The sequence below is a fragment of the Pseudomonas sp. LS44 genome (assembly GCF_024730785.1).
Lineage (GTDB): Bacteria > Pseudomonadota > Gammaproteobacteria > Pseudomonadales > Pseudomonadaceae > Aquipseudomonas.
In genome coordinates, this window is sequence record NZ_CP102830.1 from 1,165,679 (window position 1) to 1,180,894 (window position 15,216).

A 15,216-nucleotide genomic window follows, 5' to 3' on the forward strand; every position below is an offset into this window, starting at 1 on the left:
ATGCAAACCAGCGCCTGTACGGCTTTCGTACTGCATAGCCGAGCTTACAAGGAAAGCAGCGCGCTAGTGGATTTCCTCACCCCGCAGGGCCGCTTGCGCGCCGTGTTGCGCAATGCGCGGGGCCGCAGTGGCACCCTGGCACGCCCGTTCGTGCCGCTGGATCTCGAGTTGCGCGGGCGCGGCGAGCTGAAGAATGTCGCCCGTCTGGAAAGTGCCGGTATCCCCAATTTGCTTTCCGGCGAGGCGCTGTTCAGCGGCCTCTATCTGAATGAGCTGCTGATCCGCCTGCTGCCGGCGGAAGACCCGCATCCCGCCGTTTTCGAGCATTACGATCTGACCGTCCAGGCCCTGGCGCTCGGCCGGCCGCTGGAGCCGTTGCTGCGTGCCTTCGAGTGGCGATTGCTCGACGAGTTGGGCTATGGTTTCGCTCTGGACCGCGACCTGCAGGGTCAGCCTGTCGCCGCCGACGGGCTTTATCGCCTGCGGTCGGACGCGGGGCTGGAACCGGTCGGTCAATTCCAACCCGGAGTCTTTCATGGTGCCGACTTGCTGGCCCTGGCCAATGCCGACTGGTCCGCGCCCGGCGCGCTGGCCGCGGCCAAACGCCTGATGCGCCAAGCCCTCGCCCCGCATCTGGGCGGCCGCCCGCTGGTCAGCCGCGAACTCTTCATGACGCTTAAGGAGACACCCAAGTGACTGACGCCAACCGCATTCTCCTCGGCGTGAACATCGATCATGTCGCCACCTTGCGGCAAGCCCGTGGCACGCGTTATCCCGATCCGCTGAAGGCCGCGCTGGATGCCGAGGAAGCCGGTGCCGACGGCATCACCCTGCACCTGCGCGAAGATCGCCGGCATATCCAGGATCACGACGTGCGCCGCTTCAAAGAAGCCCTGCAAACGCGAATGAACTTCGAGATGGGCGTCACCGAAGAGATGCTCGTTTTTGCCGAAAGCATGCGCGCCGAACACGTCTGTCTGGTGCCGGAAAGCCGCGCCGAGTTGACCACCGAAGGGGGGCTGGATGTGCTCGGTCAGGAGGCGCGGATTCGTGCTGCGGTCGCACGCTTGAGCCGGGTCGGTAGCGAGGTATCGCTGTTTATCGATGCCGATGAGCAGCAGATCGAAGCCGCCAAGCGGGTGGGTGCGCCGGCCATCGAACTGCATACCGGGCGTTACGCCGACGCCCATACGCCGGCGGAGGCTGCCCGCGAGCTGGCGCGCATCCGCGATGGCGTGGCCTGTGGCTTGGCGCACGGCCTGATCGTCAATGCCGGCCATGGCCTGCATTACCACAACAGCGAGCCGGTCGCGGCGATTGCCGGTATCAACGAGCTGAACATCGGTCATGCCATCGTTGCGCACGCGCTGTTCGTCGGCTTCAAAGCCGCGGTGGCGGAAATGAAGGCACTGATCGTCGCGGCGGCAGCGCGCGGTTAGCCGCTAGCGGCGGACTGCTGTGCGAGTCCGCCTTACCGGTCGTGGTTTAAGGCTTTCTGGCGGTCAGCACGGCCCGCGCCGGTGCCGGCAAGCCTTCAACGGTGCGGCTGTGGTCGCGCGGATCGAGGAACTCGGGCAACGATTGATAGCGCATCCACTCGGTGCTGCGCTGCTCCTCGACGCTGGTGACATTCACGTCAACACAGCGCACGTCGACGAAACCGGCACGCCGCAACCAGAGTTCCAACGCCGGTACCGACGGCAGGAACCAGACGTTGCGCATCTGCGCGTAGCGATCTTCGGGCACCAGCACCTGCTGTCCATCGCCTTCGACCACCAAGGTTTCCAGCACCAGATCACCGCCGCGGCGCAGGCAATCCTTGAGCGCGAACAGATGGTCGATGGGCGAGCGGCGGTGATACAGCACGCCCATGGAAAACACCGTGTCGAAGCCTTCCAGGCGTTCTGGTAGCTCTTCCAGCGTTAGCGGCAGGTGCCAGGCTGGCAGTTCAGGAAGGAACTGCTTGAGGGCGAGAAACTGGCAGAGGAACAGCCAGTTGGGATCAACACCGACCACGCTGTCGGCGCCGGCGCCGAGCATGCGCCACAGGTAATACCCGTTGCCGCAGCCGACATCCAACACGCGGCGACCGGCGAGATCGAGGTGCGGCGCGACCCGCGTCCACTTCCAGTCTGAGCGCCATTCGGTGTCGATGTGCACGCCGAACAAGTCAAACGGCCCTTTGCGCCAGGGGATCAACCCTTGCAGAGCGCTTTTCAACGCGGCGCGGCTGCTCTCATCGCTCTGACCGTCGAGACTCAAGCCGTGCAGTAGATCGATCTGCGTGGCGCTCAGCGGCGGCAGGCCATTCAATGCTGCGCCCCAGCGTTCGAGGTCGCCATGGCCGATGGTGAGTTTCTCATCGAGCTGGCCCGGCAGATCGGCGGCCCACTCCTGCAAGGGTGTGCCGGCCAGGCGTTGTTGCAGGCTGTCGAGGTCAAGGCGCGAGATCATGGCAGGGCGATCAGCGAGGCGAAATTCAGGCACTGGAACCACGGCACCACTTTGCTGAAACCGGCGGCCAGCAGGCGCTCGCGGTGCTGTTCGAGGCTGTCGGGCTTCATCACGTTCTCGATGGCGTTGCGCTTTTGAGCAATCTCCAGCTCGCTATAGCCGTTGGCGCGCTTGAAGGCGATATGCAGGTCGCCGAGCAGGGCGTGTTCTTCGGCATCCTCGAAGCGCAGTTTTTCCGAGAGGATCAGCGCGCCGCCGGGCAATAAGGCCTGGCGAATCCGGCTGAGCAGCGCCAGCCGCTGTTCCGGCTGAATAAATTGCAGGGTGAAGTTCAGCGCTACCAGCGAGGCCGGCTGCAACTCAAGGCTGAGGATGTCGGCCTCGATGATCTCGACTGGCAACAACTCCTGGAACATCGAGTCCTGGCCATGCAGGTATTCGGTGCAGCGCTCGACCATGGCGCGGGAGTTATCCACCGCGATCACCCGGCAGTCTGCGCTTTGCACATGGCGGCGCAGCGCCTGGGTCACGGCGCCAAGCGAGCAGCCCAGGTCGTAGAGCACGCTGTGCGGTTGGGCGAACTGGGCAGCGAGGACGCCGATGTTCTCGACGATGGTCGGGTAACCCGGGACCGAGCGCTTGATCATGTCGGGAAATACCCGCACCACGGCCTCGTTGAACACGAAGTCAGGCACCTGGGCGAGGGGCTGGGCGAAGAGGCGATCGGATTCTTTGGTCACGGTGGTTCGGGCGCAGAGTGGGAAGCCGCCTATTCTAGCCGGGCCTCGCGGCGAACCAAACCGTGATCACTTCAGCTGGTCGGAGAAGAATTCGCCGGCGCCCTGAATCGGCCCCAGCGGATTCTTCTTCACCATCATCCGTCGGATGTTTGGCTCGCCATTGCTGACCTTGTGCACCAGCACGTCGTCAACTAGCACGAACACGGTGCGAAACGACCAGCCCTTGACCTCGCGACGCTTGCTGAAATTCAGCACGTCGGCCCAGAAGCTGCCGACCCGCTGGGTATCGGTCTTGGAGAATTCGAAGGAGTAGGCGATGCAGCGATCCTTCGCCTCCAGGCACGTCACCAAGCCATCCGGCAGGTAGGCGATGGGAATATTCGGTTGGATGAATAGCAGCCGCACGTCGACGAACGACAGCATGCGGCCGTTGCCTTCGGCCAGCGGATCGAAGCCCAGGGCGAACAATTCCGAGCGCGTGGTTTTACCCAGGATCACCTGCGAATAGCGCCCCTCGGTGTCCAGATAGTCATTAAAAGGTGACATCACCTCGTCGCGTTCGCTGGGCAGCAGGCTGCCACAGGCGGAGAGGAACAGGCATACACACATCATCCAACCGCCGCGTAGTCCACCGCTCATCACGTACTCTCCGTTGGCCGTCTTACTCCTATAGACGATTTGTCGGCGCTTTGCCGGCGGCGTTACGAATTGGCTTGCGTAATCGGCTGGCGATAGATCACTGAAGCGGCGATGCCCCATTGACCCAGCCAGTAGGTGAGGATGATTGCGTAGGGTGCCGCTTCGAACGGCACGACGAAGCGGTTGATGCCGATCAGACTGTCGGACAGCACGAATAGCAGCGCGCCACCGGCGGCCAACCAGCCTGAACGGGCACTGATCAGCGGGCTGCCAAGTCTACCCAGAGCCCGCCAGAGCATGGCGCTGATGGTCAGGGCATACAGTGCGACCGGTATCAGCAACGGCCCCAGACCGCGACTGGCCAGCAGGCTGAAAATCGCCACGCCGACGACGACGGCCAGCACTAACGCGGCGAGCGCCAACCGGCGACTATCGCCCAGGTAGGCAACCAGATAGGCGAGGTGGGCGAGCAGGAATGCGCCTAGGCCGAAGACGAATAAATCGGTCGGCCACTGCAGCAGGATGTCGCCCGCCAACGATGCCACCAGACCGAGGCTGATCCAGCGTCGATACTGGCCGCTGGGCGCGCTGCGCAGCCACAGCAGCAGGGCGATGACCGGCAGCGGTTTGCTCAACAGGCCGAGCCATTCCATTCCGCTCGCGCGGCTAAACAGAAACACCCCACCACCCAGTACTGCCAGAATCAGCCAGCGCATATTCGTCCTCCTCCTTAATGAATGGCGGGCACTATGCCCCGCCACGAGTGGGTTCGCCCAGGCAGCGGGTGCCAAAACAACGCGCATATGGCGCCGGGGCGGTGGAGGAAGCTGGAAGTCGGGAGGCGAGCGGCAGGTCGACGAGAGCGGCTTTCGGAGTGAACAGGCTTGACGGTCTTCACTTGGCGCCGGTGGCCGCGAATGGCTCAGGGAGCGCCATTCGCTGGAGCGGCCACTGGCGCCCGGCTTACTTGACGCTGATCGCGCAATCGAAGCTTTTTGCCGGTGCTACATCAGCTTCCCACGGGCGCTGATAGACCAACAGCAAGCGGCCATCGCCAGGAATGTTGGCGAAGAAGCGCCAAGTCGACAGACCCGCGCCGCCGACCAGGCCGACATCTTCCGGGTTGCTGTAGACCTCCGGGCCGAGGCTGCGCAGCACCTGTGAGGCGGCGTCCTTCAACTCCCAGCGATAGCCGGTGGTCGGATTGCTCGGCAGGCTCAGAACTAGCGTCTGGCCGTCGTGTAACTGCAGCGGGCATTTGCTTTGCTGGTCTTCCTGCAGCGACACGGTCGCCGAGTGCTGCGCACAGCCGGCGAGCAGGGCAAGGCCAATGGGCAATAACAGGCGGGCAGCGGTCACAGGCAAGTCCTTATCCATCGTTCGAGTGGCCGAGAATAACCTGATTGGCGGGTGTTGCGCCCTGCACTTGGCGTCCGGGGCAGGGCGATGGCTTAGAACCTGTTTACGATCTGCTGCGCGTCGGCCATACGGCGTTGAAACCGGGCTCAGAATGCTCATTTACAACGCGTAAACTGCGCTTCTTCGCCCGATTTCGCCTTGTCTGGCTCTAGCTCGCGAGATCGTAAGCAGGTTCTTAGAAAAGCACCTTGGCGACATCGCTGAAGCGCTTGGCGAAATGCACGGTCAGGCCTTCCTTGAGGTAGGTGGGCAGCTCCTCGAAGTCGCCGCGATTGGGCTCCGGCAGAATCAATTCGAAGATCTTCTGGCGCCGCGCGGCGATGACTTTTTCCCGAACGCCGCCAATTGGCAGCACCTGACCAGTCAGGGTCAACTCGCCGGTCATCGCCACGTCCCTCTTCGGCTCCTGGTTGCGCGCCAGCGACAGCAGGGCGCTGGCCATGGTCACGCCAGCGCTGGGGCCGTCTTTTGGTGTCGCGCCTTCCGGTACGTGCAAGTGGACGAACGCCTGGTCGAAGAACGTCGGGTCGCCCTTGTACTGCTTGAGGTGCGAACTGATGTAGCTGTAAGCGATTTCCGCCGACTCCTTCATCACATCGCCCAGTTGACCGGTGAGCTTGAAGCCGCGATTGAGGGTGTGGATGCGCGTCGCTTCGATCGGCAGGGTCGCGCCGCCCATGCTGGTCCAGGCCAGCCCGGTGATCACTCCGACGCCGGAAAGCACCTGTTCGGTGCGGAACACCGGTGCGCCGAGATAGCTTTCCAGATCCTTGGCGCCGATCTTCACGTTGGTCTCGGGATTCTCCAGTAACTGAACAACCGACTTACGAATCAGCTTGCCCAGTTGCTTCTCCAACTGGCGCACCCCGGCCTCGCGAGCGTAGCCCTCGATCACCGCCCGCAGTGCGGTATCGCTGATCGCCAGGCGCTCTTTGGGCACCCCGGCCTTGGCCAATTGCTTGGGCCACAGGTGGCGTTTGGCGATGGCGAGCTTTTCCTCGGCGATATAGCCGGACAGGCGAATCACCTCCATGCGGTCGAGTAGCGGCCCGGGGATCGAGTCCAGAGTGTTGGCCGTGCAGACGAACAACACCTTGGACAAGTCCAGGCGCAGGTCCAGGTAATGGTCGAGGAATTCGACGTTCTGTTCGGGGTCGAGGGTTTCCAGCAGCGCCGAGGCCGGGTCGCCTTGATAGCTGGCGCCGAGCTTGTCGATCTCGTCGAGCATGATCACCGGGTTCATCACTTCGACCTCTTTCAAGGCCTGCACCAGCTTGCCGGGCAGGGCGCCGATGTAGGTGCGGCGGTGGCCCTTGATCTCTGCCTCATCGCGCATGCCGCCGACGCTAAAGCGGTAGAACGGCCGACCCAGCGATTCGGCGATGGATTTGCCGATGCTGGTCTTGCCCACCCCGGGCGGCCCGACCAGCAACACGATGGAACCGGCGATTTCGCCCTTGAAGGCGCCGACAGCAAGGAATTCGAGGATACGATCCTTGATGTCGCCAAGCCCTGCGTGGTGCCGGTCGAGCACTTTGCGTGCGTGCTTGAGATCGAGCTTGTCCTTGCCGTACACACCCCAGGGCAGGGCGGTGGCCCAGTCCAGATAATTGCGGGTGACGGCGTATTCCGGCGAGCCGGTCTCGAGGATCGACAGCTTGTTGAGCTCTTCATCGAGGCGCTTCTGTGCCTGCGCCGGCAGGGTCTTGCCCTCCAAACGAGCGCGGAACTCATCGGCGTCGGCGCTTTTATCGTCCTTGGTGATACCCAGTTCGTGCTGGATGATCTTCAGCTGTTCCTTGAGGAAGAACTCGCGCTGATGTTCGCCGATCTTGCGATTAACCTCGGCGGACAGCTCGTTTTGCAGGCGCGCGACCTCGACCTCCTTGCGCAGCAGCGGCAGGACCTTCTCCATGCGTTTGAGCATTGGCACGCAGTCCAGCACCTCCTGTAGCTCGGCGCCCGGCGCGGTGGTCAGCGCGGCGGCGAAGTCGGTCAGCGGCGACGGGTCGTTGGGGCTGAAGCGGTTCAGGTAATTCTTCAGTTCTTCGCTGTACAACGGGTTGAGCGGCAGCAGCTCCTTGATCGCATTGATCAGTGCCATGCCATAGGCCTTCACTTCGTCCTTGGATTGCACCGGGCTGGCGGGATAGTCGACTTCCGCGAGATAGGGCGGCTTGCGGCTCAACCAGTTGCGGATGCGCACCCGCTGCAGGCCCTGGGCGACGAATTGCAGCTTGCCACCTTCCTTCGAGGCATGGTGAACGCGCACCAGGGTGCCGTGGGTAGGCAAGGCGTCGGGGTCGAAGTGCGCCTCGGTGGTGAACGGTTCATCGACAAAAAACAGCGCCAAGCACTTGTGTTCGGTGCTGGCCACGCGCTCCAGCGTCTCGGCCCAGGGCTTCTCGTCGACGATGACCGGCAACACCTGGGCGGGAAAGAACGGGCGGTTGTGAATCGGGATGACGTGCAGACGATCCGGCAGCGTTTGCGCATGCAGGGTCAAACCTTTCGGATAACGGACAGAAGTCTCTTCGAGGACGTCTGGATTGGATTCCTGATCGCTCATTCGGCACCTTGCGCTCAATGGTCTCCCTTGTAGATGGGTCGACCCACGAGTGATTTCAATGGTGACGATCTCGCGAGACGCTGGTCGGTTCCGACCTAGCAGGCGGCCTGTTATTGATCCGGCCCTTTGATTTCTTGATTTTCGTAGGGTGGGTTAGGCCGCAGGCCGTAACCCACCGACTGGTCGCAGGGCCGGCCACTGGGATGCCTGCCGACATCCATGGCGGGTTACGCCGCTACGAGGCTAACCCGCCCTACGACTGCGGACTGCCGGCTGAAAGTTCAAACTTCAGCGGGCCTGATCAATAGCGCTCCGCCAGCTCTAGCAATACCTCGCGCAGACCCAGCCGCCAGTCCGGCGCGCCAATGCCGTGGGCTTGCCGCAGCCGCTCGCCGTCGAGCACCGACCAGGCCGGTCGCTTGGCTGGAGTCGGGTAGGCCGCGCTGCTGATCGCATTGACCTGTGGCTCGCGCTCCAGCAAACCCAGTTCGGCGGCCTGGCGAAAGATCTCCACCGCGAAGGCATGCCAGGTGCAGGCTGGCGTGCCGCTGAAGTGAAAAATCCCCCAGTGCAGAGCGCCTTGCTCGCGATAGCGCGTCGCCAGCTGCCAGAGCGCGTCGGCGATGGCGGCGGCCGGGGTCGGGCCGCCGCGCTGGTCGGCCACCACGCCCAGCGTGTCCCGCTCGCGGCCCAGGCGCAGCATGGTTTTGACGAAGTTGTTGCCGTGCGCGCCAAACACCCAGCTGGTGCGCAGGATCAGATGCTGCGGACACAGTTCACTCAGCGCCTGCTCGCCAGCCAGCTTGCTGGCGCCGTACACGCCGCTTGGCGCGGTCGCATCGGTTTCCCGGTAGGGCTGCTCGGCGTCACCGGCGAACACGTAATCGGTGGAGATGTGCAGAACCGGAATGCCGAGTTCGGCTGCGGCGCGGGCCAGATGGGTCACGCCGTCGCGGTTGACCGCATAGGCGCGCTCGGCCTCGCTCTCGGCCTTGTCCACCGCCGTGTAGGCGGCGGCGTTGATGATCAGTTGCGGGCGCAGGTGTTCGACGGCTGCTTGCACCTGCGCGGCGTCAGCGATGTCCAGCTCGGCCGAGCCCAGCCCGTGGACTTCGAAGTCAGCCGGTGCGTGGCGCAGCAGTTCATGGCCGACCTGACCGTGGGCGCCGGTGATCAATACCTTCATCGTCATTCCCTGCCCGTGAGGTTGCGCAGACGGGGATTGCGCTGATCCTTCTCGGACAGCAAGGGTTCGGTAATCGGCCAGGGGATGTTCACGTCCGGGTCGTTCCAGAGCAATCCGCCTTCATCCTCGGGGAAATACAGATCGGTGCACTTGTACTGGAAGTCGGCGACTTCGCTGAGCACGCAGAAGCCATGCGCATAGCCTGGCGGCACCCACAGCTGGCGGTGGTTGTCGTCATTCAGTTCGACGCCGACGTAGCGCCCGCAGGTGGGTGAGGCCGGGTCGACGTCCACCGCCACGTCATACACCGCGCCACGGCTGACGCTGACCAGCTTGCCCTGCGGCCGCGTGCGCTGAAAATGCAGGCCGCGCAGTACGCCGCGTTGCGAGCGCGAGTGGTTGTCCTGGACGAACGGCAGGTCGATACCGGCCTCGCGGTAGCGCTCGACCTGGAAGCTTTCCAGGAAAAAGCCGCGCGCGTCGCCGAAGGTTTTCGGCTCGATGATCAGCACGCCCGGCAGAACCGTTTCAATCACCTTCACTGCGTACTCTCCTCTTCCAGCAGGCGCTGGAGATACTGGCCATAACCGGTCTTGCTCAAGGCTTTAGCCTGGCGGCCGAGCTGCTCTGCCGACAACCAGCCCTGGTGGTAGGCGATCTCCTCCAGGCAGGCGACTTTCAGGCCCTGACGGGTTTCGATGGTTTGCACGTAATGGCCGGCTTCCATCAGCGAGTCATGGGTGCCGGTGTCGAGCCAGGCGAAGCCACGGCCGAGCAGGCTGACATGCAGATCGCCGCGCTGCAGATAGGCATTGTTCACATCGGTGATTTCCAGCTCGCCGCGCGCGGAGGGCCGCACCTGCTTGGCGATCTGCACCACCGAGTTGTCGTAGAAATACAACCCGGTGACCGCATAGTGGGACTTCGGCGCCTTGGGCTTCTCCTCGATCGAGATGGCTTTGCCGGCGCCATCGAACTCGACCACGCCGAAGCGTTCCGGGTCGGCGACGTGATAACCGAACACCGTGGCTCCGCTAGGGCGATTGGCGGCCTCGCGCAGCATGGCGCTGAAGCCATAGCCATAGAAAATGTTGTCGCCCAGAACCAGGCACACGCTGCTGTCGCCGATGAACTCTTCGCCAATCAGAAAGGCTTGAGCCAGCCCGTCCGGGGATGGCTGCTCGGCATAGCTCAAAGAGATGCCAAACTCGCTGCCATCGCCGAGCAGATTGCGAAAGCTGGGTAGGTCCTCGGGTGTGGAGATCACCAGGACTTCGCGAATTCCCGCCAGCATCAGCACCGATAACGGGTAATAGATCATCGGTTTGTCATAGATTGGCAATAGCTGCTTCGACACGCCCCGGGTGATGGGGTGCAGACGGGTACCGGAGCCGCCGGCCAGAATTATTCCTTTCATGTTTTCTCCTGCCTCTACTAATTCCAGGGGTTTGCTCAGGCGTGCTCGCCGAGGCGGTCTAGTCGATAGTCGCCACTCAATACCCGCTGCCACCATTGACGGTTGTTCAGGTACCACTGCACCGTTTTGCGCAGCCCGGTCTCGAAGCTTTCCTGCGGTACCCAGCCCAGCTCGCGCTCGATCTTCGACGCATCGATGGCGTAGCGGCGGTCGTGGCCGGGGCGGTCTTTCACGAAGGTGATCAGTTCTTGGTACGAACGCTGCCCGGTGCTTGCCTGGCTCAGCGGCACCAACTCATCCAACAGAGCGCAGATGCTCTGCACCACTTCGAGATTGCGCTTCTCGTTGTGCCCGCCGATGTTGTACGTCTCGCCAACCTGGCCACGGCTGACCACTTGCACCAGCGCCCGGGCGTGGTCTTCCACATAGAGCCAGTCGCGAATCTGCGAGCCATCGCCATACACCGGCAGGGGTTTGCCGGCCAGGGCGTTGAGGATCACATGCGGGATCAGTTTTTCCGGGAAATGGTACGGCCCGTAATTGTTTGAACAATTGGTGATCAGTACCGGCAAGCCGTAAGTCCGTTGCCAGGCGCGCACCAAGTGGTCGGAGCTGGCCTTGGAGGCCGAGTATGGTGAGCTGGGCGAATACGGTGTGGTTTCGGTGAACAAATCATCCGTGCCTTGCAGATCGCCATACACCTCATCGGTGGAAATGTGGTGGAAGCGGAAGTCGGTTTTGCGTTGCGCATCCAGGCCGTTCCAGTACTGGCGAGCCGCCTCCAGAAAGGTGTAGGTGCCAACGATATTGGTCTGGATAAACTCCGACGGCCCATCGATCGAGCGGTCGACATGCGACTCGGCGGCCAGGTGCATCACGGCGTCGGGTTGGAATTCGCTGAACACCCGCTGTAGCGCGGGGGCGTCGCAGATGTCCTCCTGATAGAAGCGATAACGCGGTGAATTGGCCGACTCCGCCAGTGATTCCAGATTGCCTGCATAGGTCAGGCTGTCGAGGTTGGCGACCTCGTTGGCGGTGTCTTGAATCAAGTGGCGAACCACCGCCGAGCCAATAAACCCGGCGCCGCCGGTTACCAGAATGCGCATAGCGACTTCCTAATCCTTGAAAACAGGCGACTAGCTTGTCGGCAGCGGCGCCAGGTCGCAAGAGCTAGCCGTCTTTCCTCAGTAAATTCCCCATCCGTTTGAATGCCAGGCCACTTAAGCCGAACAGTTATGGGTAGGTCGTTGAAATTACTGCTAGACCCATAACAACAGACTCCACAAGAGGATGGGCGTGATGTTCAAAGCCAGTCACGTCTTGCAGGCCGATTTCCTGACCCGGATCGCGTCCCAAAAGGCAGCCGATTTCTTTCCCCAGATCAGCGCCAACTACAACGTTGACGAGGCCGCCTATCTCCAAGAACTCTTGCAGCTCGCCGACCCCGGTGACGCCGGCATCGAGGCCATCCGCCAAGAGGCCCGGACCCTGATCGAAGACGTCCGTAGCCGGGACAACGCCGTCGATACCCTCGACGCCCTATTGCGTCAGTACAGCCTCGATACCCAGGAAGGGCTGATGCTCATGTGCCTGGCCGAGGCTTTGCTGCGCGTGCCGGACGCCGCCACCGCCGACGCGCTGATCCGCGACAAGCTCTCCGCCGCCGAGTGGGAGCGCCACCTCGGCAAGAGCGACAACGTGCTGGTCAACTTCGCCGCCTGGGGCCTGGTGATGACCGGCAAGGTGGTCGACCCGGAAACCGCCGATGGCCGGCCGAAGAACGTGCTCGGCAAGCTGCTCCAGCGCTCCGGCGAGCCGGTGATCCGCGCCGCCATGAACCAGGCGATGAAGCTGATGGGCAAGCAGTTCGTGCTCGGCCGCACCATCAGCGAAGCGCTGAAGAACGGCCGCCCGCAGCGCGAGCAGGGCTACACCTATTCCTTCGACATGCTCGGCGAAGCGGCGCTGACCGCCGCCGACGCCGAGAAGTACATGGCCGACTACCGCAAGGCCATCGACACCGTCGGCGCCGAGCCGCAGGTCGGCCCCGGCCCGCGGCCGTCGATCTCGATCAAGCTGTCCGCCCTGCACCCGCGCTACGAAGTGGCGCAGCGCGAGCGTGTGCTCACCGAGCTGTTCGCCAACGTCCGCGAGCTGGCGATCCGCGCGCGCAAGCTGGATGTCGGCATCTCCGTCGACGCCGAGGAAGCCGATCGCCTGGAGCTGTCGCTGGAGCTGTACGAGAAGCTCATGCGCGACCCGGCCATCGCCGGCTGGGGCGAGTTCGGCCTGGTGGTGCAGGCCTATTCCAAGCGCTGCCTGCCGGTGCTGGTGTGGCTGACCCTGCTGGGCAAGGAGCTCGGCGCCAAGATGCCGCTGCGCCTGGTCAAGGGCGCCTACTGGGACAGCGAGATCAAGCAGTGCCAGCAGTGGGGCCTGGATGGCTACCCGGTGTTCACCCGCAAGGAAGGCACCGACACCTCCTATCTGGCCTGCGCGCGCTACCTGCTCTCGGAGTTCACCCGCGGGGTGATCTACCCGCAGTTCGCCAGCCACAACGCCCACACCGTCAGCTGCATCCTGGCCATGGCCGCCGAGGCCAAGGGCCGCACCGGTGAGGAGCGTAATTTCGAGTTTCAGCGCCTGCACGGCATGGGCGATGCGTTGTACGACACCATCCTCGAGCAACACCGCAAGAACGTGCGCATCTACGCCCCGGTCGGCGCGCACAAGGACCTGCTGCCCTATCTGGTCCGCCGCCTGCTGGAGAACGGCGCCAACTCGTCGTTCGTCCACCAGCTGGTCGACCCCAGCGTGCCGGTGGCGTCCCTGATCGATCATCCGGTGACGCAACTGCGCAAGTTCACAACCCTCGCTAATGACAAGATCGTGCTCCCGGCAGAGCTGTTCGGCGCGGCGCGGCAAAACTCCCAAGGCCTCAACATGAACATCCAGACCCAGTGGACCGAACTGGAGCGCGCCTACCAGCCGCACCTCAATCGTCAATGGCAAGCCGCGCCGGTGATCAATGGGCAGGCCCTGCCTGGCACCGCGCAAGAAGTGCGCTGCCCTTATGAGCTGAGCCGGTTGGTCGGCACCGCGCAGTTCGCCAGTGCCGCCCAGGCCAAGCAGGCCATGGAGGCGCTGAGCGCCGCCTGGCCGCGCTGGAATGCCACCCCGGTCGATGCGCGCGCGGCGATCCTCGAACGTCTGGCCGACCTGCTGGAAAGCTATCGTGCCGAGCTGATGGCGCTGTGCACCCTGGAAGCCGGCAAGAGCCTGCAGGATGGCATCGACGAAGTGCGCGAGGCGGTCGACTTCTGCCGCTACTACGCCCAGCAGGCGCGCCTGCGCCTCGGCCGCGAGGAGCTGCAAGGGCCGACCGGCGAGCGCAACGAGCTGTTCCACGAAGGTCGCGGCGTGTTCGCCTGCGTCAGCCCGTGGAACTTCCCGCTGGCCATCTACCTCGGGCAGATCAGCGCCGCGCTGGTGGCCGGCAACTGCGTGTTGGCCAAGCCGGCCGAGCAGACCAGCCTGATCGCCGCGCGCGCCCTGGAACTGCTGTTCGAAGCCGGCCTGCCGCAGGACGTGATCGCCTTCCTGCCCGGCGACGGTGCCACCCTCGGCGGCGTGTTCTGCCGCGACGCGCGTCTGGCCGGGGTGTGCTTCACCGGCTCCACCGACACCGCGCGGGTCATCAACCGCCAACTGGCCGAGAAAGACGGCCCGATCGCCGCGCTGATCGCCGAGACCGGCGGCCAGAACGCCATGATCGTCGACTCCACCGCGCTGCCCGAGCAGGTGGTCAAGGACGCCGTGCAGTCGGCCTTCACCAGCGCCGGCCAGCGCTGCTCGGCGTTGCGCGTGCTGTACGTGCAGGCGGACATCGCCGAGCGGGTCATCGACCTGATCAAGGGCGCCATGGCCGAGTTGAAGATCGGCCCGACCCACCTGCGTGAAAGCGACGTCGGCCCGGTGATCGACGCCGAAGCCCGCGCTGGCCTGCTGGCGCATATCCAGCAGCTGAAAGGCGCGGGCAAGCTGATTGCCGAAGCCGAGCTGCCGGCCGGTCTGGACGGCCACTTCGTCGCCCCGGTGGCGTTCGAGATCGCTGGCATTCACGAGTTGAAGAAGGAAAACTTCGGCCCGGTACTGCACCTCGTGCGCTTCCAGGCCAGCGAGCTGGAGCAGGTGGTCGCGGCGATCAACGCCACCGGTTACGGCCTGACCCTCGGCGTGCACAGCCGTAATGAGGAAACCGCGCGGCGCATCGAGGCGCTGGCGCGGGTCGGCAACCTCTATGTCAACCGCAACCAGATCGGCGCGGTGGTCGGCGTCCAGCCGTTCGGCGGCTGCGGCCTGTCCGGCACCGGGCCGAAGGCCGGTGGGCCGAGCTACCTGTTGCGCTTCGTCAACGAACGCAGCACCTCGGTGAACACCACCGCGGTCGGTGGCAACGCCTCGCTGCTGTCGCTGGGCGACGCGGAGTCGTAAGTAGTAGCCCGGATTGCAATCCGGGGCAGCGGTTCCGAGAAATCCCGGATTGCATCCGGGCTACGCAAGCGAGCGCTGTAAAGTTGGAAGGACCTGGCGGGAGAGGGCGGTGCTGCCGGTTTTCCCTCTCACCGGCCCCTCTCCCACAAGTGGGAGAGGGGAGTGCCTGGCAGGATGCCTTGGCTTTTGTCCCCCCACTTCCGTTTACGGGAGAGGGTTAATCTGTAGCCCGGATGGCATCGGGGCCTGACTGATTGGTATCCGATTCGTAGGGTGGGTTAGCCGTAGGCGTAACCCA

13 protein-coding genes are annotated in these 15,216 nt (G+C 63.7%); 3 read left to right on the forward strand and 10 right to left on the reverse strand.

Annotated features, from left to right (window positions below; translation table 11 throughout):
- Together recO and pdxJ are read left to right on the forward strand one after the other, a co-directional pair.
- A complete protein-coding gene (gene recO / locus NVV93_RS05175; RefSeq protein ID WP_258253378.1) occupies positions 1 to 696 on the forward strand; it encodes a DNA repair protein RecO in 696 nt (231 codons plus the stop codon).
- Positions 693 to 1,439, forward strand: coding sequence for a pyridoxine 5'-phosphate synthase (gene pdxJ, locus NVV93_RS05180; protein WP_258253379.1), 747 nt, complete (start codon positions 693 to 695; stop codon positions 1,437 to 1,439). Before recO ends, pdxJ begins: the two co-directional genes overlap by 4 nt.
- Positions 1,440 to 1,485: 46 nt before the next feature.
- Here the strand turns inward: pdxJ and cmoB are convergent, their stop codons facing one another.
- From cmoB to rfbB, 10 genes are all read right to left on the reverse strand, one after another.
- The gene (gene cmoB / locus NVV93_RS05185) at positions 1,486 to 2,454 is read right to left on the reverse strand and encodes a tRNA 5-methoxyuridine(34)/uridine 5-oxyacetic acid(34) synthase CmoB (protein ID WP_258253380.1); all 969 of its coding nucleotides are present in this window, start codon (positions 2,452 to 2,454) and stop codon (positions 1,486 to 1,488) included.
- On the reverse strand, positions 2,451 to 3,194 hold the full coding sequence (cmoA, locus tag NVV93_RS05190) for a carboxy-S-adenosyl-L-methionine synthase CmoA (RefSeq protein WP_258253381.1): 744 nt from the start codon (positions 3,192 to 3,194) through the stop codon (positions 2,451 to 2,453). Before cmoA ends, cmoB begins: the two co-directional genes overlap by 4 nt.
- A 66-nt stretch (positions 3,195 to 3,260) precedes the next feature.
- A complete protein-coding gene (locus tag NVV93_RS05195; protein ID WP_258253382.1) occupies positions 3,261 to 3,833 on the reverse strand; it encodes a hypothetical protein in 573 nt (190 codons plus the stop codon).
- A 62-nt stretch (positions 3,834 to 3,895) separates the two neighbouring features.
- The gene (locus tag NVV93_RS05200; protein ID WP_258253383.1) at positions 3,896 to 4,549 is read right to left on the reverse strand and encodes a lysoplasmalogenase; all 654 of its coding nucleotides are present in this window, start codon (positions 4,547 to 4,549) and stop codon (positions 3,896 to 3,898) included.
- A 247-nt stretch (positions 4,550 to 4,796) separates the two neighbouring features.
- Positions 4,797 to 5,192: a protease inhibitor I42 family protein gene (locus tag NVV93_RS05205; RefSeq protein WP_258253384.1), complete on the reverse strand. Its 396-nt coding sequence runs from the start codon at positions 5,190 to 5,192 to the stop codon at positions 4,797 to 4,799.
- A 235-nt stretch (positions 5,193 to 5,427) separates the two neighbouring features.
- On the reverse strand, positions 5,428 to 7,821 hold the full coding sequence (gene lon, locus NVV93_RS05210) for an endopeptidase La (RefSeq protein ID WP_258253385.1): 2,394 nt from the start codon (positions 7,819 to 7,821) through the stop codon (positions 5,428 to 5,430).
- Positions 7,822 to 8,122: 301 nt separating this feature from the next.
- Positions 8,123 to 9,007: a dTDP-4-dehydrorhamnose reductase gene (rfbD, locus tag NVV93_RS05215; RefSeq protein WP_258253386.1), complete on the reverse strand. Its 885-nt coding sequence runs from the start codon at positions 9,005 to 9,007 to the stop codon at positions 8,123 to 8,125.
- Positions 9,008 to 9,009: 2 nt separating this feature from the next.
- Positions 9,010 to 9,549 (reverse strand): dTDP-4-dehydrorhamnose 3,5-epimerase, encoded by a 540-nt coding sequence (gene rfbC / locus NVV93_RS05220; RefSeq protein ID WP_258253387.1) that lies wholly within the window; start codon positions 9,547 to 9,549, stop codon positions 9,010 to 9,012.
- On the reverse strand, positions 9,546 to 10,424 hold the full coding sequence (gene rfbA / locus NVV93_RS05225; protein WP_258253388.1) for a glucose-1-phosphate thymidylyltransferase RfbA: 879 nt from the start codon (positions 10,422 to 10,424) through the stop codon (positions 9,546 to 9,548). The genes rfbC and rfbA overlap by 4 nt, the downstream gene beginning before the upstream one ends.
- A gap of 35 nt (positions 10,425 to 10,459) precedes the next feature.
- Positions 10,460 to 11,530 carry a dTDP-glucose 4,6-dehydratase gene (gene rfbB, locus NVV93_RS05230; RefSeq protein WP_258253389.1) on the reverse strand — a complete coding sequence of 357 codons (1,071 nt, stop codon included), beginning with the start codon at positions 11,528 to 11,530 and terminating at the stop codon, positions 10,460 to 10,462.
- Between the two features lie 193 nt (positions 11,531 to 11,723).
- On the opposite strand from rfbB, the gene putA reads away from it, so the two are divergent.
- Complete coding sequence (gene putA, locus NVV93_RS05235) at positions 11,724 to 14,918, forward strand: bifunctional proline dehydrogenase/L-glutamate gamma-semialdehyde dehydrogenase PutA (RefSeq protein WP_258253390.1); 3,195 nt, start codon at positions 11,724 to 11,726, stop codon at positions 14,916 to 14,918.
- Positions 14,919 to 15,216: the final 298 nt, after the last annotated feature.

What these genes read in the sequence shown, in the direction of transcription:
- recO (WP_258253378.1), top strand. Translation starts at nt 1, where the DNA reads ATGCAAACCAGCGCCTGTACGGCTTTCGTACTGCATAGCCGAGCTTAC.
- cmoB (WP_258253380.1), bottom strand. Translation starts at nt 2,454, where the DNA reads ATGATCTCGCGCCTTGACCTCGACAGCCTGCAACAACGCCTGGCCGGC.
- NVV93_RS05195 (WP_258253382.1), bottom strand. Translation starts at nt 3,833, where the DNA reads ATGAGCGGTGGACTACGCGGCGGTTGGATGATGTGTGTATGCCTGTTC.
- NVV93_RS05200 (WP_258253383.1), bottom strand. Translation starts at nt 4,549, where the DNA reads ATGCGCTGGCTGATTCTGGCAGTACTGGGTGGTGGGGTGTTTCTGTTT.
- lon (WP_258253385.1), bottom strand. Translation starts at nt 7,821, where the DNA reads ATGAGCGATCAGGAATCCAATCCAGACGTCCTCGAAGAGACTTCTGTC.
- rfbD (WP_258253386.1), bottom strand. Translation starts at nt 9,007, where the DNA reads ATGAAGGTATTGATCACCGGCGCCCACGGTCAGGTCGGCCATGAACTG.
- rfbA (WP_258253388.1), bottom strand. Translation starts at nt 10,424, where the DNA reads ATGAAAGGAATAATTCTGGCCGGCGGCTCCGGTACCCGTCTGCACCCC.
- rfbB (WP_258253389.1), bottom strand. Translation starts at nt 11,530, where the DNA reads ATGCGCATTCTGGTAACCGGCGGCGCCGGGTTTATTGGCTCGGCGGTG.
- putA (WP_258253390.1), top strand. Translation starts at nt 11,724, where the DNA reads ATGTTCAAAGCCAGTCACGTCTTGCAGGCCGATTTCCTGACCCGGATC.